This window comes from Streptomyces sp. NPDC050997, assembly GCF_040660135.1.
In the GTDB taxonomy this organism is placed as follows: domain Bacteria; phylum Actinomycetota; class Actinomycetes; order Streptomycetales; family Streptomycetaceae; genus Streptomyces.
Genome location: NZ_JBFAGK010000016.1, coordinates 1 through 25,967, shown reverse-complemented (window position 1 = coordinate 25,967; position 25,967 = coordinate 1). Strand labels below are relative to the sequence as shown.

The window sequence follows — 25,967 nt, the reverse complement described above, 5'->3', positions numbered from 1 at the left end:
CGCAGGGGCCGCCGCAGGCACCCGCACCGCCCCCGTTCCCGCAGGCCAGACACATTGTCAGTCCCGAGGTGCAGGATGGACACATGGTCAGTTCACACCGAGCCCTGGACGGCTTCTCCCCCGCGACCCGCGGCTGGTTCGCGGGTGCCTTCGACGCGCCCACCGCCGCCCAGGCGGGCGCCTGGCAGGCCATCGCGGCGGGCTCGGACGTACTGGTCGTAGCTCCCACCGGCTCCGGCAAGACCCTGGCCGCCTTCCTGGCCGCACTCGACCAGCTGGCCTCGACACCCCCACCCGCCGACCCCAAGAAGCGCTGCCGGGTCCTGTACGTCTCCCCGCTCAAGGCCCTCGCCGTCGACGTGGAACGCAACCTCCGCAGCCCCCTGACCGGCATCCGCCAGGAATCCGTCCGTCTGGGCCGCCCAGAACCGGAGGTCAAGGTGGGTATCCGCTCCGGCGACACCCCCGCCGCCGAGCGCCGCGCGCTGTCCACCCGGCCCCCGGACATCCTGATCACCACCCCGGAGTCCCTGTTCCTGATGCTGACGTCAGCCACGCGCGAGGCGCTGACCGGCATCGAAACGGTGATCCTGGACGAGGTCCACGCCGTCGCCGGCACCAAGCGCGGCGCCCACCTCGCGCTCTCCCTGGAGCGCCTGGACGAACTCCTCCCGAGGCCGGCCCGCCGCATCGGCCTCTCGGCGACGGTCCGCCCGGTCGACGAGGTCGCCCGCTATCTCTCCCCCCGCCGCAAGGTGGAGATCGTCCAACCCAAGTCCGGCAAGGAGTTCGACCTCTCGGTCGTCGTCCCGGTCGAGGACCTGGGCGAACTGGGCGGCTCCCCGGTCGCCGACAGCAGCGATGGCGCGGAACGCCCGTCGATCTGGCCGCACGTCGAGGAGCGCATCGCCGACCTCGTCCAGGCGCACCGCTCGACGATCGTGTTCGCCAACTCCCGCCGCCTCGCGGAACGGCTCTGCAACCGGCTGAACGAGATCGCCTACGAGCGAGCCACCGGCGAACCCCTGGACGAGCATCATGCCCCCGCCGAACTCATGGGCGGCTCGGGCGCGGCACAGGGCGCGCCCCCGGTCATCGCCCGCGCCCACCACGGCTCGGTCTCCAAGGAGCAGCGCGCCCTCGTCGAGGAGGACCTCAAGGCCGGCCGCCTGCCCGCCGTGGTGGCGACCTCCAGCCTCGAACTCGGCATCGACATGGGCGCGGTCGACCTCGTCATCCAGGTCGAGTCGCCGCCCTCCGTGGCCTCCGGCCTCCAGCGCGTCGGCCGCGCGGGGCACCAGGTCGGAGCCGTCTCCACCGGCGTGGTCTTCCCGAAGTACCGCGGCGACCTGGTCCAGGCGGCGGTGGTCACCGAACGGATGCGCACCGGCTCCATCGAGTCCCTCAGGGTGCCCGCCAACCCCCTGGACGTCCTCGCGCAGCAACTCGTCGCGATGACCTCGATGGACACCTGGCAGCTGGACGACCTGCTCACCATGGTCCGCCAGGCCGCCCCTTTCGCCTCGCTCCCCGAGTCCGCCTTCACGGCCGTCCTCGACATGCTCGCCGGCCGCTACCCGTCCGACGCCTTCGCGGAACTGCGTCCGCGCGTGGTCTGGGACCGGGTGGCCGGGACGATCACCGGCCGCCCCGGCGCCCAGCGCCTGGCCGTGACCTCCGGCGGCACGATTCCCGACCGCGGCCTCTTCGGAGTCTTCCTCGCGGGCTCCGACCCGAAGAAGGGCGGCGGCCGGGTCGGTGAACTCGACGAGGAGATGGTCTACGAGTCCCGAGTCGGCGATGTCTTCACCCTCGGCACCAGCTCGTGGCGTATCGAGGACATCACCCGCGACCGCGTCCTGGTCTCGCCCGCCCCCGGCGTCCCGGGCAGGCTCCCGTTCTGGAAGGGCGACCAGCTGGGCCGCCCGCTCGAACTGGGCCGCGCGGTGGGGGCGTTCCTCCGCGAGGTCGGATCCCTCCCCCAGGAGGACGCCCGCCTCCGCCTTCTCGCCGCGGGCCTGGACGCCTGGGCCGCCGACAACGTCCTGTCCTACCTGGCCGAGCAGCGCGAGGCCTGCGGCCACATCCCGGACGACCGCACGATCGTCGTGGAGCGCTTCCGTGACGAGCTCGGCGACTGGCGGGTCGTGGTGCACTCTCCCTTCGGCGCCCAGGTGCACGCCCCGTGGGCCCTTGCCCTCGGCGCCAAGCTCTCCGAGCGGTACGGCATGGACGCCCAGGTCATGCACGCCGACGACGGCATCGTCCTCCGGCTGCCCGACGCCGACCTGATGGGCCTGGACCTGCTCGACCAGGCGCCCGTGAAGGCGGGCACGGAGTACGACGCGGAGCAGGCACCCGTCGGAGCGGCGGACGTCGTCTTCGACAAGGGCGAGGTCGACCAGGTCGTCACCGACCAGGTCGGCGGCTCGGCGCTGTTCGCGTCCCGCTTCCGCGAGTGCGCGGCGCGCGCGCTGCTGCTGCCCCGCCGCAGCCCGGGCAAGCGCACGCCGCTGTGGCAGCAACGCCAGCGTGCATCCCAACTGCTCCAGGTGGCAAGCGAGTTCGGCTCGTTCCCGATCGTCCTGGAGGCGGTCCGCGAGTGCCTCCAGGACGTCTTCGACGTCCCTGGCCTGGTCGAGCTGATGGGCGACCTGGAGTCCCGCAAGGTCCGCCTCGTCGAGGTCACCACCCCCGAGCCCTCCCCCTTCGCACGCTCCCTCCTCTTCGGGTACGTCGCCCAGTTCCTGTACGAGGGAGACTCACCGCTCGCCGAGCGCCGCGCCGCCGCTCTCTCCCTGGACTCGCGTCTGCTGGCCGAGCTGCTCGGTCAGGCGGAGCTGCGCGAACTGCTCGACGCCGAGGTGCTGACCGAGCTGGAGCAGGAGCTCCAGTGGCTCACCGAGGACCGCCGTGTCAAGGACGCCGAGGGAGTCGCCGACCTGCTGCGCCTCCTCGGTCCGCTCAGGGACGACGAGCTCGCCGAGCGGGGCGCCGAGCCGCAGTGGGCCCAGGAGCTGGCTGCCGCCCGCCGCGCGATCCGGGTCCGTATCGCCGGCGCCGACCACTGGGCGGCGATCGAGGACGCGGGCCGTCTGCGCGACGCACTGGGCACTGCGCTGCCGGTGGGGGTACCGGAGGCGTTCACGGAGCCCGTCAAGGACCCGTTGGGTGACCTCCTCGCGCGCCATGCGCGCACTCATGGCCCGTTCACGTCGGCCACGGCCGCTGACCGCTTCGGTCTCGGCGTGGCGGTCACCGAGGGCGCTCTCCAGAGGCTCGCGGCGACAGGGAGGGTCGTCCAGGGGGAGTTCCATCCGGCCGGGATCGGCCAGGAGTGGTGCGACGCTACGGTCCTGCGCCGCCTGCGCCGTCGTTCCCTCGCCGCCCTGCGTCACGAACTGGAGCCGGTGTCCCCGCCCGCGCTGGCCCAGTTCCTCCCCCAGTGGCAGCACATCGGCACGGGCCACGGCCTGCGCGGCATCGACGGGCTGGTGCGGGCCGTCGAGCAGTTGCAGGGCGCGTCCGTACCGGCGTCCGCCCTGGAGAAGCTCGTCCTGCCCTCTCGCGTGGCGAACTACACGCCGGCGATGCTCGACGAACTCACCTCCGCCGGAGAGATCGTCTGGGCCGGAGCCGGCTCCCTCCCCGGCAAGGACGGCTGGGTCTCGCTCTATCTGGCGGACGCGGCCCCCTTGCTCCTCCCGCCACCCCACCCCTTGGAGCTCACTGCGCTCCACCAGTCCGCCCTGGAAGCCCTCTCGGGGGGCTACGGCCTGTTCTTCCGCCAGATCGCCGACCAGGTCCGTGCCACCACCCACCCCGACACGACCGACCCCCAACTGGCCGACGTTCTCTGGGACCTGGCCTGGTCCGGCAGGCTCACCAACGACACATTGACCCCCATGCGGTCCCTGCTGGGCTCGGGCCGCACCGCGGGCTCCACGGCCCACCGTGCCAAGCGCACGATCCCGCGCGGGCGCTACGGCTCGCTGACCTCCGCCGCCCGCCCCGCCTCCCGCGGCGGACCACCGACCGTCGCGGGCCGCTGGTCCCGGCTTCCGGACCGCGAGGACGACCCCACGGTGCGTGCCCACGCCCTGGCCCGCGTCCTCCTCGACCGGCACGGCGTGGTGACCCGGGGAGCGGTCGCCGCGGAGGGCGTGGAAGGCGGCTTCTCGGCGGTGTACCGCATCCTGTCCGCCTTCGAGGACAGCGGTCAGGCACGCCGCGGCTATGTGATCGAGGGCCTCGGCGCCGCCCAGTTCGCCATGGACGGCGCGGTCGACCGTCTCCGCGCGGTGGCCAACGCCCGCGACCGCGGCGAATCCCTACCGCTCCCGCCCGGGGCCGACAACACCCCCGGCACCGCTCCGGACAGCTCCGCCCCGTACACCGACTTCGGCCCCGACACCTTCGGCCCCCTTCCGGACCTCTCCCAGGACGCCTTCAGCACACCGGGCCCCGTAGAAACCGGAACCGGCACCGACGGGCAGGACCCCGCGGCCAGACAGAACCGACCCGACGGCCAGACCACCCCCACCGAATCCGACCTCGCCGACGGCCGGCACCCTTTCCCCGCCCCCACCTCGCGCAGCGAATGGACCTCCCCCCGCGACCTCGCCCCACAGACCGGCCCGTACAACCCCTCCAACTCGTACACCCCGTACAGCTCTACGCCGACCGGCCGCCGCCCTCGCCCCACGCCCGACTCCCGAGCCGTCGTCCTCGCCGCCGCCGATCCCGCGAACGCGTACGGCGCGGCTCTCCCCTGGCCGGAACCCCCGACGGGCGCCGGACACAAGCCGGGCCGCAAGGCGGGCTCTTTGGTGGTATTGGTCGACGGCGAGTTGACGCTCTACATGGAGCGGGGCGGCAAGACGCTGCTGGCCTGGCCCGCCGACCGGGACGGCACAGCCACCGACGACCCCCGCCTGCGATCCGCGGCCGAGTCCCTCGCCACGGCCGCGAAGGCCGGCTCCCTGGGCACGGTCACCGTGGAACGCGTCAACGGCGCCTCGGCCCTGACGTCCCCCTTCGGCACCCTTCTGGAAGGAGCGGGCTTCATCGCCACCCCACGCGGCCTACGCCTGCGAGCGTGACCCTGGGACAAGACCGGAGCCCCCGGTCATCCGCCCGCGAGGAGGCGTGCCAAGCACCGCCTACCAGGCACGCCCCGCCCCCACCGTGCCACCCTTGACCCATGCCCGAAGGAGACACGGTCTGGCAGGCCGCGAGGCGGCTGCACACCGCCCTCGCCGGCAAGGTGCTGACCCGTAGCGACCTGCGGGTCCCCAAGTACGCCACCGCGGACCTCACCGGCCGCACCGTCCTGGACGTCACCCCGCGCGGCAAGCATCTCCTCGCCCGCGTCGAGGGCGGTCTCACCCTCCACTCGCATCTGCGGATGGACGGCTCCTGGAAGGTGTACGCCAACGACCAACGCTGGACCGGCGGCCCCACCCACCAGATCCGCGCGGTCCTCGCAACCGCCGACCGCACGGCCGTCGGCTACCGCCTCCCCGTCCTCGAACTCCTCCGCACGGCCGACGAACACCGCGCGGTCGGTCACCTCGGCCCCGACCTTCTGGGCCCGGACTGGGACCCGGACCAGGCCCTGGCCAACCTCCTCTCCGACCCCACCCGCCCCCTCGGTGAGGCCCTGCTCGACCAGCGCAATCTCGCCGGGATCGGCAACGTCTACAAGAGCGAGCTGTGCTTCCTCCTCGGCGTCACCCCCTGGCTGCCCGTCGCCGCCCTCCCCGGCGACCGCGCCGCGCATCTGCCAGTGCTCGCCAAGAAGCTCCTGGAGGCCAACCGGGACCGTCCTGCCCGTATCACCACGGGCCGCCGCGGCCAGGACCTGTTCGTGTACGGCCGCGCACCCCGGCCCTGCCTCCGCTGCCGTACGCCCATCCGCGTGGCCGACCAGGGCGACGGTTCCCGCGAACGCCCCACGTACTGGTGCCCGACCTGCCAGCCCGGACCCGCTCCGGCCCCGGGCACCCACCGAACACCCCAACCCCGACCCACTCGTTCCCGCACCGCCCCGTACGACTGATTGACGACCCGTCAGAAACCCTCGTACCGTCCCCTCATGGCCGTCAGCGCGTACGACCTCACCGGACGCACCGCCTTCGTCACCGGCGCCGCCGGCGGCATCGGCCGCGCGTCCGCCGTCCTGCTGGCCCGGGCCGGCGCCACCGTGCACTGCGCGGACCTCGACGCACCCGGCCTCGAGGAGACGGCGAGGAGCGTCAAGGACGTGGGAGGCACCGCCCACACCCATCACCTCGACGTCACCGACCGCGACCAGCTCCGCCAGGCCGTCTCCTCCTGCGGGCGTCTCGACGTGATGGCCGCGATCGCCGGGATCATGCACAGCAGCCCGGTCCTGGAGACCCGCGACGAGGACCTCGACCGGGTGCTGAACGTCAATCTCAAGGGCGTGCTGCACTCCTGTCAGGAGGCCGCCCGGCTGATGCTCGCCGGGGACGTCAGGGGCAGCATCGTCACCATGGCCTCGGGCGCCGTGGACACGGGAGGCGCCGGGCTGTTCTGTTACGGCGCGGCCAAGGCGGCCGTCGTCCAGCTGACGAAGACGCTGGCGACCGAGGTCGGCCGGCACGGCATCCGGGTCAACGCGGTCGCGCCGGGCTGGATCCGCACCCCTATGACCGACCGCCACGACGCCGAGGCACAGGCGCACACCGAGTCGCTGATGGCCCGCATGTCACCGCTGGGCCGGGTCGGTGAACCCGAGGACATCGCCCACGCCGTGCTCTACCTGGCGTCCGACGCCTCAGCCTTCACGACGGGCCAGATCCTGCGTCCGAACGGCGGGGTGGCCATGCCCTGGTAGCCCCATCGGGAGATGCCTCCGCGGACCCGCCGGAACCCGTTCCCGACGGCCCACCCGAAGACACCCCCGCGCCCCCACCGGGACCGGTTCCCGATCACCCACCCGGGGACGCCCCCACACCTCCACGCGGACCATCCCCCGAACACCCACCCGCAGACGCCGCCCCGCCCCCTCCGGGAGACGCCCCCGCGCCCCCACCGGGACCGGCTCCCGAACACCCACCCACAGCTCCCGAGACGCCGTCACCCGCAGCCGCCCCAGCCGCCCCCGCGGCCCCGCCCCACAATGCCGCTCCTGCTTCCCCTCCCGGCAACGCAGCGGGAGGCCCTGCCGACCGCAACACCCGCCCCCACCGGCCCGCGGCCAGAGCACCCGCGGCCCGTGCCTTCGGTACACAGTGCACCGGCAGCAGACTCAACCCCCACCCGCCGGCCGCGACCGCCCCCTCCAGCACCCCCGCGTCCGGCGCCAGCACGAGCCGCAGCACAGCCCACCACCACACTGACCCGAGCCCCAGAACCGCCCCGAGAAAAGCCCAGGAGCTCCAACTCCAGGAGCGCGAGGAACCCCCGCATCCCCGAGAGCCCCAAAACCGCCCAGCCGCCAAGGCCTCCCGGATCCGCCCAGCCCCCCACCCGGGCCACCCAGCTATCGGCCGTGCCATGGACCCACCTCCAGCCCGACGCTAGACCGCAGTCCACTCCCGCAGGGAGGGCGCACTGGCGGCACACGGTCGCAGGCGGCACTCGCTCACCCCGGGGTCCACGATGCACGAAAGCCCCGACCGACGCCTCTCCAGATGATCTGTTTCCGGATCATCCGAAGAAACCCCGGCCGGGGCCCGCACACTTCTCAGCGCATCGTCAGCTCATGCGCACGCCCGCGCGATGTCACGCGGCGACCACGTCAACCGCTTCGGCGGGCGCCTTGATGGTCACCCGTTCCGGTGGCACACCGGCCACCGAGACGGAACCCAGCATCGGGCGAACCGGCGTGGTCACAGGCTCGCTGGGGGTGGCCGCAGCAGATCGGGCCAGCTCGGCGAGGGCGAGCTCATCGCTCACTTCCCGCATGAGCTCGGACATCCGTACGTCCAACGCGTCGCAGATGGCGGAGAGCAGCTCAGAGGAAGCCTCCTTCTGCCCCCGCTCCACCTCGGAGAGATAGCCGAGTGAGACTCGGGCGGACGAGGAGACTTCGCGCAGAGTACGGCCCTGGCGCTGGCGCTGCCGACGCAGCACGTCACCCAGCAGGCGACGGAGCAGGATCATCGGTGGCTCCCTCCTCGGACCGCGTAGCCGCATCCTTCTCGCCCCACCGTACCGCCTTGCGCCGCGGCCGTGCGGGGAGCGATGTCGTGTTCACTCAGGGCTGCAAACATCAAAACCCCCCGTTCCGTTCCGTATCCTGTGCCCGCTCATTCCCGGTCTGTTCGCTCGCAAGCCCCTCCAGGAGCAGTGCGAGTACGCTCCGTACACTCTCCATACGAATTTCCGCCCGGTCGCCGTTCAACCGCAGCGCCGTCACTTTCCCGCCACCGGTATTCCCGAAATTCGGGGCGGACGGCCCGTCGACGGCCACGAAAACCGTGCCGACGGGCTTGCCGTCCTGCGGTTCCGGCCCGGCGACTCCGGTGGTCGCGATGCCCCAGTCGGCGCCGAGCGCCTTACGCACTCCGGCCGCCATCTGGGCCGCGACCTGCGGATCCACCGCTCCGCGCTCCGCCAGGAGAGTGGCGTCGACATCCAGCAGTCGCTGTTTGAGTTCGGTGGCGTACGCGGTCACCGAGCCTCGAAAAGCAAGGGAGGCTCCGGGGACCGCTGTGACTTCCGCCGCAACCAATCCGCCGGTGAGCGACTCGGCGACAGCGAGCGTCTCACCCCTCACCGTGAGTAGTCGTACCACTTCGGTGGCCGCGGAACTCACGCTTCCGACTCCTCCAACGCCGCCTTGCGCTCGGCGATTCCCTGCCGACGCAGCACAATGGCCTGTCTCACATAGTCGAGCCCGGTCACGACGGTCAATACGACCGCCGCCGCCATCACCCAGAACCTCAGGGTCGCCAGCCACCCCGTCAGCGCCAGGACATACATCCCGACGGCCACGCCCTGCGTGAGGGTCTTCAGCTTGCCGCCTCGGCTCGCCGGGATGACGCCGTACCGGATGACAAGAAAACGCAACACCGTGATCCCGAGTTCCCGGCCGAGGATGACGGTTGTCACCCACCACGGCAGGTCGCCGAGCGCGGACAGACAGATCAGCGCCGCACCCATGATCGCCTTGTCGGCGATGGGGTCGGCGATCTTCCCGAAGTCGGTGACGAGGTCGTACGTCCGCGCCAGATGCCCGTCGAACAGGTCGGTGATCATGGCGATGGCGAAGGCCGCCCAGGCGAGCGAGCGCCACGCCGGGTCGTATCCGCCCTCGGCCAACAGCAGCGCCACGAAACCCGGCACGAGGAGCAGCCGGAGCATGGTCAGCAGGTTGGCGATGTTCCAGACACTGGCCTGGTTGGTGGCCGCGGCCGCGATCTTCCTGCCACGCGCGGCTTTCGCATCAGCATCGGCACCAGCACCGGAGGCGCCGACGGCACCGGAAGGACCGGAGACCCCGGACGCACCAGGCGCACCGGAAGGACCAGAGACCGCACCGGCGGCACCGGGCGCGGTCGGAGCACCCGAGGCCGAAGCAGCCGCGCCCGCAGCCGCGCCCGCGGTCGCACCCGCTGTCGCACCCTTGGCGGCGGAGGAGCCACCCGCGGCGGACGCCGGTACTCCGGTCATCTGGCCTCCTCCTCACTACACACGAGCAAGCCCTGCAGAGGCTCGGCCACCAGGTCTACACCCTCGGTACCGACCACCTTCGCCTCGACGATACGGCCGACGCTCAGTCCTTCGCCGCTCGTGAGCAGCACCTGGCCGTCGGTCTCCGGCGCCTGGTGCGCGCCGCGGCCGTAGACACCCTCGTCGTCGATCGATTCCACGAGCACCTGCACGGTCTCGCCCACACGCTCCTCGGACCGCTGGGAGACGAGTTCCTCGGCGAGCCGGGAGACCCGCGCGAGCCGCTCGGCGACGACGTCCTCGTGCAGCTTGTTCTCGTAGGTCGCCGCTTCCGTGCCGTCCTCGTCGGAGTACCCGAAGACACCGATCGCGTCCAGCCTCGCGCCGCTCAGGAAGCGCTCCAGCTCGGCCAGGTCGTCCTCGGTCTCCCCGGGGAAGCCCACGATGAAGTTGGAGCGCACGCCCGCCTGGGGGGCCTTGTTCCGGATGGTGTCGAGCAGTTCCAGGAAGCGGTCGGTGTCACCGAAGCGACGCATCGCGCGCAGCACGTCGGGTGCGGAGTGCTGGAAGGACAGGTCGAAGTACGGCGCCACGTTGGGCGTGGAGGTGAGGACGTCGATCAGCCCGGGCCGCATCTCGGCCGGCTGGAGGTAGCTGACACGCACCCGCTCGATGCCGTCGACCTCGGCGAGCTCGGGCAGCAGCGACTCCAGCAGGCGGATGTCGCCGAGGTCCTTGCCGTAGGACGTGTTGTTCTCGGAGACCAGCATGATCTCCTTGACGCCCTGCTCGCCCAGCCAGCGCGTTTCGTTCAGGACATCGGAGGGCCGACGCGAGATGAATGAGCCGCGGAAGGACGGGATCGCGCAGAAGGTACAGCGCCGGTCGCAGCCGGAGGCGAGCTTCACCGAGGCGACCGGGGCGCCGTCCAGACGGCGGCGCAGCGGCGCGCGTGGCCCTGAGGCCGGAGCGAGACCTTCCGGAAGATCGGCGAGGGCGACCGGGGCATCCTGCTCGGACGGCCCGTGGCCCGGCAGTGCGACGGACGCCGCCGAGTCCTGCCGCTCGGCCGGGCTGATCGGCAGCAGCTTGCGCCGGTCACGGGGGGTGTGCGAGGCGTGGATGCCGCCGTTCAGGATGGTCTGCAGGCGGTCGGAGATGTCGGCGTAGTCGTCGAAGCCGAGCACCCCGTCGGCCTCGGGGAGAGCCTCGGCGAGGTCCTTGCCGTAGCGCTCGGCCATGCAGCCCACCGCCACGACGGCCTGGGTTCTGCCCTGCCCCTTGAGGTCGTTGGCCTCCAGGAGGGCGTCGACGGAGTCCTTCTTGGCGGCGTCGACGAAGCCGCACGTGTTGACGACCGCGACGTCCGCGTCGGAGGCGTCCTCCACGAGGTCCCAGCCGTCCGCCTCCAAGCGGCCTGCGAGCTCCTCCGAGTCCACCTCGTTACGGGCGCAGCCAAGGGTGACGAGTGCGACGGTACGGCGTTCAGGCATGGGCTCAAGACTACTTCGTCCCGCTGACACCCCATGTCGAAGGGGGCCGACCGATCTCGGCCGACCCCCTTCCTCACCCCAGCGCCCCTGACCGACACCGGAGCGTTCTCACCCGACCTGGGGGTCGCCCTTCGTGTACGTGAGCCGCTCCACGGCCCCGGGCTGGAAGTCGTCCTCGATCTTCTTGCCGTTCACATACAGCTGGATCGCGCCCGCGTCACCGAGGACGAGGTTGACCTTGTCGCTGTCCTGGAAGGTCTTGGACTCGCCCTGCTTGAGCAGTCCGTCGAACAGGAGTCGGCCGTTGTGATCCTTGGCGGAGATCCAGCTCTTGCCGTCGGCGGCGCTGACCTGGACGGTCACCTTGTCCTGGGGCGCGGCCGCGATGGCACTGTCCGAGGAGTCCGGCTTCGGGGCCTCGGGCTTGTCGTTCTTCGGAGTGGGCGAGGCGTTCTTGCTGGTCGAGGGCTTGACACCCTCGGCGACCTGCGTATTCGCGCCTCCGTCGTCGCCACCGCCCTTGACTGCGGTGAACCCGACGAAAGCTACGACGGCGACGATCGCGGCGACCATGGCCGCGGTCCAGTTGGGCCCGCGCCGCTCCGGCCGGATACGCTCCGCCTCGAACAGAGGTGCGGCGGGCGTGGGAGCCGGACGCCCACCATGGTCGGCGTCGAATTGGGCGATCAGCGGGGCAGGGTCCAGCTGGACGGCCTTGGCCAGGGTCCTGATGTGCCCGCGGGCGTACACGTCTCCGCCGCACGGACCGAAGTCGTCCGCCTCGATGGCGTGCACGATGGGCAGGCGGACCCTGGTGACGGAACTGACGTCGTCGACCGTCAGCCCGGCCGCGATACGTGCCTGCTGGAGGACACGACCGACCGAGAGGTGGGCTTCCTCACGGTCGTCTTCGAACGGACGCTCGTCTTCAGGGGAGTTGCCGAGGGACACGGGGGCGCCTTTCGAGCGTTTTAGCCGCCTGTGCTGGAGGTTCAGTCTATGGGGGGTACAAAAGGGTGGGGCAACCGGACGGTGGGACTTTGTACGCCATCGGTATGGCCGGACACGCCGCTGGCGGGACAGTATCTTTCGCTTCCCTCAACTTGACGTACGCCGAAGGGAAACGGTTGCTCAATGATCCCTTACGAGTGAGTCACGATCGAACACCCATCTTGGGGTTCTCTCTAAGCCTCCCCGCGGATCACCGCGAGCACGCCGTCCAGCTCGTCAGGCTTCACAAGAACGTCACGAGCTTTTGAGCCTTCGGTCGGTCCGACGATCCCCCGGGACTCCATCAGGTCCATGAGCCGCCCGGCCTTCGCGAAGCCGACCCGCAACTTCCGCTGCAGCATCGACGTCGACCCGAACTGGGTGGAGACGACCAGCTCGGCCGCCTGGCACAGCAGGTCGAGGTCGTCGCCGATCTCCTCGTCGATCTCCTTCTTCTGCTTGGTGCCCACGGTGACGTCTTCCCGGAAGACCGGCGTCATCTGGTCCTTGCAGTGCTGGACGACGGCCGAGACCTCTTCCTCGGTCACGAAGGCGCCCTGCATACGGGTCGGCTTGTTGGCCCCCATCGGCAGGAACAGCCCGTCGCCCTTGCCGATCAGCTTCTCGGCACCGGGCTGATCGAGGATGACCCGCGAGTCGGCGAGCGAGGACGTGGCGAAGGCGAGCCGGGACGGCACGTTCGCCTTGATCAGACCGGTGACGACGTCGACCGAGGGCCGCTGGGTGGCGAGCACCAGGTGGATACCGGCCGCGCGCGCGAGCTGCGTGATGCGCACGATGGAGTCCTCCACGTCCCGCGGCGCGACCATCATCAGGTCGGCGAGCTCGTCGACGATCACCAGCAGATACGGATACGGCGAGAGCTCCCGCTCGCTGCCCTCAGGAGGCTTGGCCTTCCCTTCGCGCACAGCGCGGTTGAAGTCGTCGATGTGCCGGTACCCGTACGCCGCCAGGTCGTCGTACCGAAGGTCCATCTCCCGTACGACCCACTGGAGTGCCTCAGCGGCCCGCTTGGGGTTGGTGATGATCGGCGTGATCAGGTGCGGGATGCCCTCGTAGACGGTCAGCTCGACGCGCTTGGGGTCGACCAGGATCATCCGGACGTCCTCGGGTGTCGCCCGCATCATGACCGAGGTGATCAGGCAGTTGATGCAGGAGGACTTGCCGGAACCGGTCGCGCCGGCGACCAGCACGTGCGGCATCTTCGCCAGCGAGTGCATGACGTAACCGCCCTCGACGTCCTTGCCGAAGGCGACCAGCATCGGATCGTCGTCCTCGGCGGACTCGGCCAGCCGGAGCACGTCACCGAGGTTGACCATCTCGCGGTCCGTGTTCGGGATCTCGATGCCGACGGCCGACTTGCCGGGGATCGGGCTGATGATCCGCACATCCGGAGAGGCGACGGCGTACGCGATGTTCTTGGCGAGAGCCGTGATCCGCTCGACCTTCACGGCGGGTCCGAGCTCGACCTCGTAGCGCGTGACCGTCGGCCCACGGGTGAAGCCTGTGACGGAGGCGTCGACCTTGAACTCGGTGAAGACGGTCGTGAGCGAGGCGACCACCGCGTCGTTGGCCGCGCTGCGCGCCTTGCCGGGGCCACCGCGCGTGAGGAGGTCGAGCGAGGGCAGCGCGTACGTGATGTCGCCGGACAACTGAAGCTGCTCGGCCCGCGACGGCAGCTCGCGCGGCTCGCTGGGCGGCGACTTCGTGAAGTCCCGCACCTCCCCCTTGCGGGGCGTCTCGAGCTTCTCCTGCTTGGGCCGCGACGCCGGCGCCGGTACGGGCGTCGGCGTCGGTGTCGTCTCCTCGCGGTCCCCGACGCTCACCCCCTGGGTGAGGTCGGCGACGATCGGCGAGGGCGGCATGCCGTTCATGACGGCACCGTCGAGCGCCGCGGCGGCGGCCGCGGCGACGTCCACGGCGTCCAGGGGACGGCTCATGTCGGGCTGCGGCACGGCCGAGCGCCGAGGACGACCGCGGCGCTTGGAGAGCGCGTCCTGCTCCGCGCTGTCGGGGTCGTACGCCGCCGGGTCGGAGCCGCGCCTGCGGGTGCGCGCGGGCAGCGCCTCGCGCCACTGCTCGTCGTACCGCTCGTCGTCCTCGCCCAGCTCGTCCTCGACCGGGTCGTGGACGATGCCGAGCTTCATACCGAGCAGCCGCAACCGCTGCGGAATGGCGTTGACCGGAGTCGCCGTGACCACGAGCAGCCCGAAGACCGAGAGCAGCACGAGCAGCGGTACGGCGAGGACGTCGCCCATGGTGTACGTCAGCGGGGTGGCCGCTCCCCAGCCGATGAGGCCGCCGGCGTCCCTTATCGCCTGCATGCCCGCGCTGCGGGCGGGCGAGCCGCAGGCGACGTGGACCTGGCCGAGCACGCCGATGACGAGCGCGGACAGACCGATCACGATGCGCCCGTTGGCCTCGGGCTGTTCGGGATGCCGGATGAACCGTACGGCGATGACCGCGAGCAGTATCGGCACGAGCAGGTCGAGCCGGCCGAAGGCTCCGGTCACCAGCATCTCGACGAGGTCGCCGACGGGGCCGCGCAGGTTCGACCAGGTGCCGGCGGCGACGATCAGCGCGAGGCCGAGCAGCAGCAGCGCGACACCGTCCTTGCGGTGGGCGGGGTCGAGGTTCTTCGCGCCCTGCCCTATCCCGCGGAACACCGCGCCGACGGCGTGCGCGAGGCCGAGCCAGACGGCACGGACGAGGCGGTAGATGCCCCCGGTCGGGCTGGGCGCCGGCCTCGGGGGCGCGGCTTTCTTCGCCGCGGCCTTCCTGGCGGGCGCCTTCTTCGAGGGCGCCTTTTTCGCAGCGGCCCTCTTCGCCGGAGCCTTCGCCGGAGCGGCCGCCTTCTTGGCGGGCTTCTTGGCTGCGGAGGGACGTGAGGCCATAGGTGTGAGGTTACCGGTGGAGACGACAGCGGACACGTGTGCCCACAGCTTCACCCGTTCGTGTCGCTCATGAAAAGGAGCGGAACTGACGCCCGCTCACGCTCGGTGCCACCAACACCGCGACAGATCCACGCGAAAACGCCATCCGCAGCCGACCGGCCCCGTGGGCCACGCCGACTGCGGCACGCGTCAGTTCTGTGACGGCAGCGCGGGAGAACTCCCGGTGCCCGGCTCCAGCGCGTCCAGCGCGCGCCGCAACCCCGTGAGTTTGCGTTCGAGATGGGCCGCCGTGGCCACCGCCGCCGCGTCCGCGGAATCGTCGTCCAACTGCTTGGACAGCGCCTCGGCCTGTTCCTCGACGGCCGCGAGCCGCGCGGACAGCTCGGCGAGCAGTCCCGCGGGCTCCTTGGCCTCGCCGGCCTCGGACTTGCCGCCCCCGCCCTCCAACTGGAGCCGCAGCAGCGCCGCCTGCTCACGCAGCTGGCAGTTCTTCATGTACAGCTCGACGAACACGGACACCTTGGCGCGCAGCACCCAGGGATCGAACGGCTTCGAGATGTAGTCGACCGCGCCCGCCGCGTATCCGCGGAAGGTGTGATGCGGTCCGTGGTTGATCGCGGTGAGGAAGATGATCGGGATGTCCCGGGTCCTCTCCCGCCGCTTGATGTGCGCGGCCGTTTCGAATCCGTCCATACCCGGCATCTGGACATCCAGAAGAATGACCGCGAAGTCGTCCGTGAGCAGCGCCTTGAGCGCTTCCTCCCCGGACGATGCCCGCACCAGCGTCTGATCGAGCGCAGAGAGGATGGCCTCCAGCGCCAGCAGATTCTCCGGCCGGTCATCGACCAGGAGGATCTTGGCCTTCTGCACCATGGCCCGCCCTCCTCGCCCCGGCGTGGGGCCTCCCCTGTCCGCAGGACTCGGGGTGACGTCGACCGACGCCGCCCCCGGGGGCGACTCCCTTGCGCCGCCCGTCCTTGTGCCGGTCATCGTAGCCGCACCCCGCCTGTCGCCACACCCTGTCACCGTGATGTCACTGTGCACATAGCAGAAACGCAGCGCAAGACCAGAAGGTTCCCCGAATCCCGTACTTCTACACGACTCCGGCCACCCTGAGTCAGCAACTCCGGGCATCCGCCGAAGGTTCCCGCCACATGGGCACAAAGCCCGAACACGGCCCGACCGTTCCCATCACTCCTCAATGTTCACCGGTCACTCTCCACGCATCCACTGATCCATCACCGACAGCAGGTGATCGGGATCAACCGGCTTGGTGACGTAGTCGGAGGCACCCGACTCGATCGCCTTCTCCCGGTCGCCCTTCATGGCCTTCGCGGTCAGCGCGATGATCGGCAGCCCGGCGAACTGCGGCATCCTGCGGATCGCCGTGGTCGTCGCGTAGCCGTCCATCTCGGGCATCATGATGTCCATCAGGACGACCGCCACGTCGTCGTGCTGCTCCAGCACCTCGATGCCCTCGCGGCCGTTCTCGGCGTACAGCACGGACAGCCCGTGCTGTTCGAGGACGCTGGTCAGCGCGAAGACATTACGGATGTCGTCGTCGACGATCAGCACCTTCTCCCCGCCGAACCGGATGCCGCGGCGCGGCTTGGGTGTCGCCTCCTGCTCCGTGACCGTCGGCCACTGCTCCAGCTGCGCGTGCCGCTGTTCGATCTCCTGCACGGGCCTGCGGCGGCGCCGGAAGAGCGCGGCTGCGCCGTTCTGCGTCTCCCGGTACGACTTCACCTCGGCCGGCGTCTCGACCTCCACGTCGGACAGCTCGATCGACTCGGGCAGCCCCAAGGCGGACGCCACGAGGTCACCGGCCTCCAGCGCGGGCGCGAGCTGCTGATAGCCCTGCGGCGGCAGTTCGCTCGGGTACAGCGGCAAATACAGCGTGAACGTCGATCCACGCCCCGTCTCGCTCTGCGCGTGGATCTCACCGCCGAGCAACTGCGCGATCTCCCGCGAGATCGACAGCCCCAGACCGGTACCGCCGTACTTGCGACTCGTCGTACCGTCCGCCTGCTTGAACGCCTCGAAGATCACCCGCATCTTGCTGGCCGCGATCCCGATACCGGTGTCGGTCACCGAGAACGCGATCAGGTCGCCGCCCGGGTCCCGCAGCGAACCGGTTTCCAGGAGCTGCTCGCGGATCGCCACCGGCACATCCCGGCCCGCCGGCCTGATGACCAGTTCGACCGCCCCGGAGTCGGTGAACTTCACCGCGTTGGACAGCAGGTTGCGCAGCACCTGGAGCAGCCGCTGTTCGTCGGTGTGCAGCGTGGCGGGCAGCTCCGGCGACACCCGCACGGACAGGTCCAGGCCCTTCTCCGCGGTCAGCGGCCGGAAGGTGGCCTCCACGTAGTCGACGAGCTGGACCAGCGCGATACGCGTCGGTGAGACGTCCATCTTGCCCGCCTCGACCTTCGACAGGTCCAGGATGTCGTTGATCAGCTGGAGCAGGTCGGAACCGGCCCCGTGGATCGTCTCGGCGAACTCGACCTGCTTCGGGGAGAGGTTCCCCTCGGCGTTGTCGGCGAGCAGCTTGGCCAGGATCAGCAGCGAGTTGAGCGGCGTCCGCAGCTCGTGCGACATGTTCGCGAGGAACTCGCTCTTGTAGCGCATCGACACGGCGAGCTGCTCGGCGCGCTCCTCCAGGACCTGGCGCGCCTCCTCGATCTCGGTGTTCTTGACCTCGATGTCCCGGTTCTGCTGGGCCAGCAGCTCGGCCTTCTCCTCGAGTTCGGCGTTCGAGGCCTGGAGGGCCTTCTGTCGGTTCTCCAACTCGGCGGACCGCTCGCGGAGTTGCTCGGTGAGCTCCTGCGACTGCTTCAGCAGCACCTCGGTCTTGGTGTTGACGGAGATGGTGTTGACGCTGGTCGCGATCATCTCGGCGATCTGGTTGAGGAAATCCCTCTGAATCTGCGTAAAGGGAGTGAAGGAGGCCAACTCGATGACTCCGAGCACCTTGCCCTCGAACAGCACCGGAAGGACGATCACTTGTGCGGGCGGCGCCTCCCCGAGACCGGAGGAGATCTTGAGATAGCCGCTGGGCGCGTTCTCCACCAGGATCGTGCGCTTCTCCTGGGCGGCCGTCCCGATGAGCGCCTCACCCGGCCGGAACGACGTCGGCATGGAGCCCATCGAGTAGCCGTACGACCCGAGCATGCGCAGTTCGTACGCGTCCTCGCTCTCGGCGCGGATGTCCTTTCCGTCGAGGAGCGGCATCGCGAGGAAGAACGCGCCGTGCTGCGCGGACACCACCGGCGTGAGCTCGCTCATGATCAGGGAGGCCACGTCCGCCAGGTCGCGGCGGCCCTGCATCAGCGCGGAGATACGGGCCAGGTTGCCCTTGAGCCAGTCCTGCTCCTTGTTGGCGATCGTGGTGTCGCGGAGGTTGGCGATCATCTTGTTGATGTAGTCCTGGAGTTCCTGGATCTCGCCGGACGCGTCCACGTCGATCTTCAGGTTCAGGTCGCCGCGGGTCACCGCGGTCGCCACGCGCGCGATGGCACGCACCTGCCGGGTCAGGTTCCCGGCCATCTCGTTCACCGACTCGGTGAGGTCGCGCCAGGTGCCGTCGACGTCACGCACGCGCGCCTGACCACCCAACTGGCCTTCCGTGCCCACCTCGCGGGCGACTCGGGTGACCTCCTCGGCGAACGAGGACAGCTGGTCGACCATGGTGTTGATCGTCGTCTTGAGTTCGAGGATCTCACCGCGCGCGTCGATGTCGATCTTCTTGGTCAGGTCACCCTTGGCGATGGCCGTGGTCACCATGGCGATGTTCCGCACCTGACCGGTCAGGTTGGACGCCATCTGGTTCACCGACTCGGTGAGGTCCTTCCACGTACCGGCCACACCGGGCACCCGCGCCTGCCCGCCCAGGATGCCGTCCGTGCCCACCTCGCGGGCCACCTTGGTGACCTGGTCGGCGAACGAACTCAGCGTCTTCACCATGGTGTTGAAGGTGTCGGCGAGCTGAGCGACCTCACCGCGCGCCTCGATCGTCACCGTCCGCGTCAGATCACCGTTGGCGACCGCCGCGGCGACCTGGGAGATGTTCCGCACCTGCACGGTCAGGTTGTTGGCCATCAGGTTGACGTTGTCGGTGAGGTCCTTCCAGATGCCCGTGACACCCGACGCGTGCGCCTGACCGCCCAGGATGCCCTCGGTACCCACCTCACGGGCCACCCGGGTCACCTGCTCGGCGAACGACGACAGCTGGTCCACCATCGTGTTGACGGTGGTGACGAGTTCGAGGATCTCGCCCTTCGCGTCGACGGTGATCTTCTTCGACAGATCGCCCTTGGCCACCGCGGTGGTGACCTCGGCGATGTTGCGCACCTGGATCGTCAGGTTGTTCGCCATGAAGTTCACGGACTGCGTGAGGTCCTTCCAGGTGCCGGAGACACCCTGTACCTCGGCCTGGCCGCCGAGGATGCCCTCCGTGCCCACCTCACGGGCCACCCTCGTGACCTCTTCGGCGAACGACGACAGCTGGTCCACCATCGTGTTCAGGGTGTTCTTCAGCTCCAGGATCTCCCCGCGCGCGTCCACGGTGATCTTCTGGGACAGGTCACCCCGGGCCACCGCGGTGGCGACCTGCGCGATGTTGCGCACCTGGCCGGTCAGGTTGGACGCCATGCCGTTCACGGAGTCCGTCAGGTCACGCCACACACCGGCGACGCCGGGCACCTGCGCCTGACCGCCGAGCTGCCCGGCCGTGCCCACCTCACGGGCCACCCGGGTCACCTGGTCGGCGAAGGCGGACAGCTGGTCGACCATCGTGTTGATGGTGTTCTTCAGCTCCAGGATCTCGCCGCGCGCGTCGACGTCGATCTTCTGGGACAGGTCACCCCGGGCCACCGCCGTCGTCACCTGGGCGATCTGCCGCACCTGTGAGGTGAGGTTGCCACCCATGAAGTTGACGGAGTCGGTGAGTTCCTTCCACGTACCGGACACGCCCGGCACCACGGCCTGACCGCCCAGCCGTCCCTCGGTGCCCACGTCCCGGGCCATCCGCGTCACCTGGTCGGCGAAGGCCGACAGCTGGTCCACCATCGTGTTCACGGTGTTCTTCAGCTGGAGCATCTCACCGGAGACGTCCACGGTGACCTTCTGCGACAGATCACCGTTGGCCACCGCGGTGGTCACCTGGGCGATGTTCCTCACCTGTCCGGTGAGATTCCGGAACGCCGTGTTGACGGAGTCCGTGAGGTCCTTCCACGTACCGGCGGCCCCCGACACCTGCGCCTGGCCGCCCAGTTCGCCCTCGACACCGACCTCGCGCGCCACTCGCGTGACCTCGGCACCGAACGCGGACAGCTGGTCCACCATCCCGTTGACGGTGTTCTTCAGCTCCAGCATCTCGCCGGCCACGTCCACCGTGACCTTCTGCGACAGGTCACCGCTGGCCACGGCCGTCGTCACGGCGGCGATGTCCCGCACCTGGATCGTGAGGTTGCGGAAGACCGTGTTCACCGAATCGGTGAGGTCCTTCCACGTCCCCGCCGCACCCGGCACGTTCGCCTGCCCGCCGAGCCGTCCCTCGGCGCCCACCTCGTTGGCGACCCGCGTGACCTCGTCGGCGAACGTCCGCAGCGTCTCGGTCATCTGGTTGATCGTGTCGGCCAGCTGCGCGACCTCACCGCGCGCCGACACCGTCACCTTCTGCGACAGGTCACCGTTGGCGACCGCCGTCGTCACCTGGGCGATCCCGCGCACCTGGGCCGTCAGGTTGCCGGCCATGAGGTTCACCGAATCGGTGAGGTCCTTCCACACACCGGCCACACCGGGCACCTGCGCCTGGCCGCCCAGTTCGCCCTCGACGCCCACCTCGCGCGCGACTCGCGTCACCTCGGAGGAGAAGGACGACAGCTGGTCCACCATCGTGTTGACGGTGTTCTTCAGCTCCAGCATCTCGCCTTCGACATGAACCGTGACCTTCCGGGACAAGTCACCCTTGGCGACCGCCGTAGTCACCAGCGCGATGTCCCGCACCTGCGCCGTCAGCCGGTACGCCATCGTGTTGACGGACTCGGTGAGGTCCTTCCACGAGCCGGACATTCCGCGCACCCGGGCCTGACCGCCCAGCTTGCCCTCGGTGCCCACCTCACTGGCCACACGCGTGACCTCGTCGGTGAACGTCGACAACTGGTCGACCAGGTTGTTGACGGTCCGCCCGACCCTCAGGAACTCGCCACGCAGCGGATGCCCGGCCCCGTCCGACACCTGCGTCCGCAGCTCCATACGGGGTGACAGATCACCCTCCGCCACCGCCGAGAGCACCCGGCCGACCTCGGAGACAGGCCGGACCAAATCGTCCACAAGGGCGTTCGAGTTGTCGATGGCGGCCGCCCAGGAACCGTCACAGGCACCTGTTTCCAGCCGTTCTGTGAGCTTTCCCTCACGCCCCACCATGCGCCGCACGCGCGACAATTCACCCGTCAAATGGAGATTACGGTCAGCCACCTCGTTGAAAACCGCGGCGATCTCCGACATCGGGCCGTCCCCGGACACCGTGAGCCGCTTACGGAAGTTCCCTTCGCGCATCGCGACGAGAGCCACCATCAGTCTGTCCAGGGCAGCCGTGTCCACCGCGGTGGTCCCGCCGCGCGTCTTGCGCTGGTTACTCGGGGACTGTCCGCCTTTCGCGCGCGTTTTAGTGCCCCGCGTCGCTGCGCCAGACTCCACTGTGTCCCTCCCGCAGGGGTCGACCGTTACTGCTGTGCTCGCGTACTACTGTTCGGCGTACGAGTTACTACTGGGTATCCATGTCCGCTATATCAGTCCGCACCAGGGGGCTGCTGCCCACCGCGTGCAAACCTCACTCAGCCTGCCAGTACCTTCACCGGAAGCTTGCCCAGTGTTTCACCCTGGCTGAACCAGGCCATAACAGTTCGGCAGCTTCGCACATCGTCCGCACACCCTTGGGCGGAAACACCGGCGACCGGCACCCGCATGGGCGGGGAAGGTAAGTAACCTTGCATGCGGCTGTCCAGCCGCGCCGGTTCGTCCGGCCTGGGCGGTGGCACGAGAACGAGCGGGCATCGGAGGGGCGGCCGCACACATGACCACCGGACTGATCCCTGGGGAACAGCCCCCGGACCCCCGGCCGACGGGCAGCCTGCCGCAGCAGCGGCACGAGCTGGTCGGCCAGGCAGCCCTGCACGTCGACAAAAGGCCGAGGAGTTCAGTGATCACCGCGCGCGCGGCCGCCAGCTTCGACCCCGTCGGGCGATCGGTCGCGAGCGCCCGCTCGTTCGTCCGCGACACCCTGCAGGGCTGGGGCTTCGCCGACGTCATCGACGACGCCGTCGTCCTCACGAGCGAACTGGTGACCAACGCCGTGGTGCACGCCGGCACCTCCGCGGACGTCCTGTGCCTACGCAGTGACGACGGCGTGCGTGTCGAAGTGGCCGACCGCTATCCGGAGCGCGAGATCCCCCTCCAGGGCCAGGCCGTCAACATGGGCAACCTCGACCGCGAGGGGGGCCGCGGCCTCCAACTGTGCGCGGCGCTGGCCGGTCGCTGGGGCGTGGAGTACACCCCCACCCACAAACAGGTCTGGTTCCAACTCGACCTCCCCGAGCGCCCGGTGGGCACCCGCGCCGCCGGCCCGTCGCTGCCCGCCGCCCTCCTTCCGCTCGCCGACGGCCGCGTCCGCGTCGCCGTCGTCCAGATCGACCGCACGGGCACCATCACGTCCTGGAACGAGGACGGCGAGGAACTCTTCGGCTACGCCGCCGACCACGTCATCGGCAAGCCCCTCACCGACCTCGCCGCCTGGCCGCACACCCCCGGCACCAGCACCGGCATCGCGGAGGCCCTCCAACTCTCGCGCTGGGAGGGCAGTTACGGCATCCGGGCGGCCACCGGCCGCGTCACCTCCGTGTACGCCTCCCACCTCCGCGTCCGCGACACGGACGGCGAGCCCTCCACGGTCTGCCTTCTCGTCCGGGACCACGAACGAGCCGTCCTGCAGACGCCGTTGCGGGTCCCCGCCTCCGACACGACCACGTCCGACGGCCAGAGCACCGACCCCTTCGAGGTGTTCATCGGCTCCCCCGCCCCGGACGACCTCGACGGCCTCCTCCAGCGCACGGTGGAACGCGCCCGTGACATGCTCGACGCGGACTCCGCCTTCCTGCTCCTCGCGACCGACGACGAGACCGAGTTGGAGGTCCGCGCCTCCACCGGCCTGCCCTCCGCCCGCCAGCGCTTCGCCCGTGTCCCCGTGGAGGCGGGCCCCGGCCGCTACGGCTCGGCCCGTATGCCCGCCGTCCACGACGACCTCACGGCCGTACCGGGCGCGGTACCGCTGTTGAGCGGCACCGGCATGCGCTCGGTCGTCACCGTCCCCCTGAAGGTCGAGGGCCGCCTCACGGGCTCCCTCGGCGTCGCGGCGGAGTCGCCCGGCAGATACTCGAACGAGGAGGCCCTGCGCCTCCAGTTCGCCGCCGACCGCATCGCTCTGGCGGTGGAGTCGGCCCGCCTCGGTGAACTCGAACGCCTGCGCAGAGGCTCCCTGAGCTTCCTTGTCGAGGCCTCCGACCTCCTGGCCGGCACCCTGGACCGCGACCAGACCCTCGCCCTCATGGCCCAGATGACGGTCCCGACCCTGGCCGCCTGGTGCGCGGTGTACACCATCGCCGACCAGGCCTCCGACCCGTATCTGTCGTACGTCCTACACGAGGACGAGGACCTGATCGACGGCATCAAGTCCCTGCTGTCGAAGGTGCAACCGCCGGACCCGGTCCCCACCCCCGGTGCCCGTGTCTGGTCGGCCCCCGGCGAGGCGGCCCACCAGGCGGCCCTGCGCAGCTCCATGCGGAGTCTGGGCCTCAACGGCGGCCCGGCCCGTCAGATCGCCTCAGGCATCGGCCCGACGCTCGCCACGGCCTCCGCGGTCGGCGGCGAAACCGTCGTCCTCCCGCTCGTGGCCCGTAACCGCGTCATCGGCATGCTGACGCTGGGCAAACCCACGGACGAACACTTCCGCCAGGAGATCCTGGAGCTGGCGGAGGACCTCTCCCGCAGGGCCGCCCTCGCCCTCGACAACGCCCGCCTCTACTCCGAGCGCACGGCGATCAGCCAGTCCCTCCAGCGCAGCCTGCTGCCGCCCGAACTCCCCGAGATCGACGGCGTGGAGGTCGAGGTCATCTACCGCGCGGCCGGCGAGGGCAACGAGGTCGGCGGCGACTTCTACGATCTCTTCCCCATTCGCGACGGCGCCTACGGCTTCGCCATCGGAGACGTCTGCGGCACCGGCCCGAACGCGGCTGCCGTCACGGGCCTGGCCCGTCACGCCCTGCGTCTCCTGGCCCGCGAGGGCCTCAGCGGCCCGGCGGTCCTGGAGCGCCTGAACTCCGCGATCCTCGACGAGGGCGCCCGCAGCCGCTTCCTGACCCTCCTCTACGGCGAGTTGTGGCCCCAGGAGGACGGCAGCGCCATGCTGAAGGTGGTCTGCGCGGGCCACCCCCTCCCGCTCCGCCTCCGCCAGGACGGCACGGTCGAGCCGGCCGCCGAACCGCAGCCGCTCCTGGGCGTCATGGACGACCTGGAGTTGTACGAGCAGACCGTCACGCTCGATCCCGGCGACGTCCTCCTGTGCGTCACGGACGGCGTCACCGAACGCCGTGAGGGCACCCGCATGCTGGGCGACGACGGCCTCGCCGATGTCCTCACCACCTGCACGGGCCTCACGGCGGGCGCGGTCGCGGCCCGCATCATGCGCGCAGTGGAACGCTTCGCGTCGGACGCCCCGTCAGATGACATGGCCATCCTCGCGATGCGCGTGCCCGGCCACCACAAGGACTGACGCGGGACCGACGAGGACATGCGAAAGGCCCCCGCCCGAAAGGGCGAGGGCCTTTTTCTTCTGGAGCCCCCAAACGGAATCGAACCGTTGACCTTCTCCTTACCATGGAGACGCTCTACCGACTGAGCTATGGGGGCCGGTCGCCTTCGAGGTCTCCCTCGCGGCAACGGAATAGATCATACCCCGAACAGGTCTGTGCTCCCAACCCCGTTCACCAGGCTTACGGCTCTCAGAAGGCCGGCTGCAGCAGTCCGCCAAGTGAGTTGCACGCGCCCACGATCCGCTGCATGTCCCGCTTCGTCAGGGACGCCTCCACCGGCAGCGCCAACGTCTCGTCGGCGGCCCGCTCGGTCTCCGGCAGGGACACGTACCGACGGTATTCGGGCAGCCGATGCACCGGCGTCTTCACCGGCACCCAGCAGTCGACACCTCGAGCGCGCACGGCGCGGGCGAAGGCGTCCCGGTCCGGCCGCCCGTTCCCCGGCACCCTCACCACGTACTGCTGATAGCTGTGGCCGACACCCCCGTCGGGCGTCCGGACACCCCGCAACTTCATATCGAGATAAGCGGCCCGCTGGCGGCGCTGAGCGACTTCGTCGTACGGCACCTCGGACTCCCCTTCCTGCAACACGAGAAGCCCGTGCCGCTCCCCGAGCCCGAGCAGCCGCGTCATGTCGGCCGGCCGACCGAAGCGGTGCACGACGACGACGGCCGCCGTCCGCGCGGTTACGGCTGCCTCGACCGCGGAGGGGGCCAGGCAGTAGGTCAGTGGTTCTATGTCGGCGAACACCGGAAGCGCCCCGGCCAACACCACGGCCTCGGCGACCTCCACGTTCCCGAAGGCCGGTACGACGACCTCGTCACCGACTCCGACGCCGGCGGCCCTGAGCATTGCAGCAGTACCCATGCTTTGGATGCTGGTTGCGCAACGTGAACTTCAAGTAACGCACAACAAAAAAGGGTTGGACCCTGAACCGAAGTTCAGGATCCAACCCTTTGAATGATTGTTCGGCGGCGTCCTACTCTCCCACAGGGTCCCCCCTGCAGTACCATCGGCGCTGTAAGGCTTAGCTTCCGGGTTCGAAATGTAACCGGGCG

Annotated in this window: 13 protein-coding genes, 1 tRNA gene, 1 rRNA gene and 1 pseudogene; 4 read left to right on the top strand and 12 right to left on the bottom strand. The window is 70.0% G+C overall.

Features of this window, described 5'->3' with window-relative positions:
* Positions 1-83 precede the first annotated feature (83 nt).
* From AB0H86_RS30265 to AB0H86_RS30255, 3 genes are all read left to right on the top strand, one after another.
* Positions 84-5,102: an ATP-dependent helicase gene (locus AB0H86_RS30265; protein ID WP_362445685.1), complete on the top strand. Its 5,019-nt coding sequence runs from the start codon at positions 84-86 to the stop codon at positions 5,100-5,102.
* 101 nt (positions 5,103-5,203) lie between these two features.
* Complete coding sequence (locus AB0H86_RS30260; RefSeq protein WP_362445682.1) at positions 5,204-6,061, top strand: DNA-formamidopyrimidine glycosylase family protein; 858 nt, start codon at positions 5,204-5,206, stop codon at positions 6,059-6,061.
* Positions 6,062-6,097: 36 nt separating this feature from the next.
* Positions 6,098-6,862: an SDR family NAD(P)-dependent oxidoreductase gene (locus AB0H86_RS30255; protein WP_362445680.1), complete on the top strand. Its 765-nt coding sequence runs from the start codon at positions 6,098-6,100 to the stop codon at positions 6,860-6,862.
* Positions 6,863-7,190: 328 nt separating this feature from the next.
* Here the strand turns inward: AB0H86_RS30255 and AB0H86_RS30250 are convergent.
* The 9 genes and pseudogenes from AB0H86_RS30250 to AB0H86_RS30210 form a co-directional block, all read right to left on the bottom strand.
* Positions 7,191-7,379: pseudogene (locus AB0H86_RS30250) on the bottom strand (hypothetical protein); the annotation flags it as partial.
* Between the two features lie 373 nt (positions 7,380-7,752).
* Positions 7,753-8,133, bottom strand: a complete 381-nt coding sequence (locus AB0H86_RS30245) for a helix-turn-helix transcriptional regulator (RefSeq protein WP_030683643.1) — start codon at positions 8,131-8,133, stop codon at positions 7,753-7,755.
* A 109-nt stretch (positions 8,134-8,242) separates the two neighbouring features.
* Complete coding sequence (locus tag AB0H86_RS30240) at positions 8,243-8,788, bottom strand: CinA family protein (protein ID WP_362445677.1); 546 nt, start codon at positions 8,786-8,788, stop codon at positions 8,243-8,245.
* The gene (gene pgsA, locus AB0H86_RS30235; RefSeq protein ID WP_362445674.1) at positions 8,785-9,645 is read right to left on the bottom strand and encodes a CDP-diacylglycerol--glycerol-3-phosphate 3-phosphatidyltransferase; all 861 of its coding nucleotides are present in this window, start codon (positions 9,643-9,645) and stop codon (positions 8,785-8,787) included. Before pgsA ends, AB0H86_RS30240 begins: the two co-directional genes overlap by 4 nt.
* Positions 9,642-11,138: a 30S ribosomal protein S12 methylthiotransferase RimO gene (gene rimO, locus AB0H86_RS30230; protein WP_362445671.1), complete on the bottom strand. Its 1,497-nt coding sequence runs from the start codon at positions 11,136-11,138 to the stop codon at positions 9,642-9,644. The genes pgsA and rimO overlap by 4 nt, the downstream gene beginning before the upstream one ends.
* Positions 11,139-11,246: 108 nt before the next feature.
* Positions 11,247-12,089: a RodZ domain-containing protein gene (locus AB0H86_RS30225; RefSeq protein ID WP_362445668.1), complete on the bottom strand. Its 843-nt coding sequence runs from the start codon at positions 12,087-12,089 to the stop codon at positions 11,247-11,249.
* A 233-nt stretch (positions 12,090-12,322) separates the two neighbouring features.
* Entirely contained in the window at positions 12,323-15,043 is a 2,721-nt protein-coding gene (locus AB0H86_RS30220; protein WP_362445665.1) for a DNA translocase FtsK, read from the bottom strand.
* 189 nt (positions 15,044-15,232) lie between these two features.
* Complete coding sequence (locus AB0H86_RS30215) at positions 15,233-15,916, bottom strand: response regulator (protein ID WP_362445662.1); 684 nt, start codon at positions 15,914-15,916, stop codon at positions 15,233-15,235.
* Between the two features lie 339 nt (positions 15,917-16,255).
* Complete coding sequence (locus AB0H86_RS30210) at positions 16,256-21,742, bottom strand: HAMP domain-containing protein (RefSeq protein WP_362445659.1); 5,487 nt, start codon at positions 21,740-21,742, stop codon at positions 16,256-16,258.
* Between the two features lie 376 nt (positions 21,743-22,118).
* Between AB0H86_RS30210 and AB0H86_RS30205 the strand changes: the two genes are divergently transcribed.
* The gene (locus AB0H86_RS30205; protein WP_362445657.1) at positions 22,119-24,869 is read left to right on the top strand and encodes a SpoIIE family protein phosphatase; all 2,751 of its coding nucleotides are present in this window, start codon (positions 22,119-22,121) and stop codon (positions 24,867-24,869) included.
* A gap of 61 nt (positions 24,870-24,930) precedes the next feature.
* On the opposite strand, the gene AB0H86_RS30200 is transcribed toward AB0H86_RS30205, so the two are convergent.
* The 3 genes from AB0H86_RS30200 to rrf form a co-directional block, all read right to left on the bottom strand.
* Positions 24,931-25,006, bottom strand: a tRNA-Thr gene (locus AB0H86_RS30200).
* A 92-nt stretch (positions 25,007-25,098) separates the two neighbouring features.
* A complete protein-coding gene (locus AB0H86_RS30195) occupies positions 25,099-25,761 on the bottom strand; it encodes a DegT/DnrJ/EryC1/StrS family aminotransferase (protein ID WP_362446119.1) in 663 nt (220 codons plus the stop codon).
* A gap of 114 nt (positions 25,762-25,875) precedes the next feature.
* A 5S ribosomal RNA gene (gene rrf, locus AB0H86_RS30190) occupies positions 25,876-25,967 on the bottom strand; the annotation flags it as partial.

Bases quoted from the DNA above. Each gene is read 5' to 3' on its own strand.
- AB0H86_RS30220 (WP_362445665.1), bottom strand. From the start codon at position 15,043: ATGGCCTCACGTCCCTCCGCAGCCAAGAAGCCCGCCAAGAAGGCGGCC.
- AB0H86_RS30245 (WP_030683643.1), bottom strand. From the start codon at position 8,133: ATGATCCTGCTCCGTCGCCTGCTGGGTGACGTGCTGCGTCGGCAGCGC.
- AB0H86_RS30255 (WP_362445680.1), top strand. From the start codon at position 6,098: ATGGCCGTCAGCGCGTACGACCTCACCGGACGCACCGCCTTCGTCACC.
- rimO (WP_362445671.1), bottom strand. From the start codon at position 11,138: ATGCCTGAACGCCGTACCGTCGCACTCGTCACCCTTGGCTGCGCCCGT.
- AB0H86_RS30265 (WP_362445685.1), top strand. From the start codon at position 84: ATGGTCAGTTCACACCGAGCCCTGGACGGCTTCTCCCCCGCGACCCGC.
- AB0H86_RS30215 (WP_362445662.1), bottom strand. From the start codon at position 15,916: ATGGTGCAGAAGGCCAAGATCCTCCTGGTCGATGACCGGCCGGAGAAT.
- AB0H86_RS30260 (WP_362445682.1), top strand. From the start codon at position 5,204: ATGCCCGAAGGAGACACGGTCTGGCAGGCCGCGAGGCGGCTGCACACC.
- AB0H86_RS30195 (WP_362446119.1), bottom strand. From the start codon at position 25,761: ATGCTCAGGGCCGCCGGCGTCGGAGTCGGTGACGAGGTCGTCGTACCG.
- AB0H86_RS30205 (WP_362445657.1), top strand. From the start codon at position 22,119: ATGACCACCGGACTGATCCCTGGGGAACAGCCCCCGGACCCCCGGCCG.
- pgsA (WP_362445674.1), bottom strand. From the start codon at position 9,645: ATGACCGGAGTACCGGCGTCCGCCGCGGGTGGCTCCTCCGCCGCCAAG.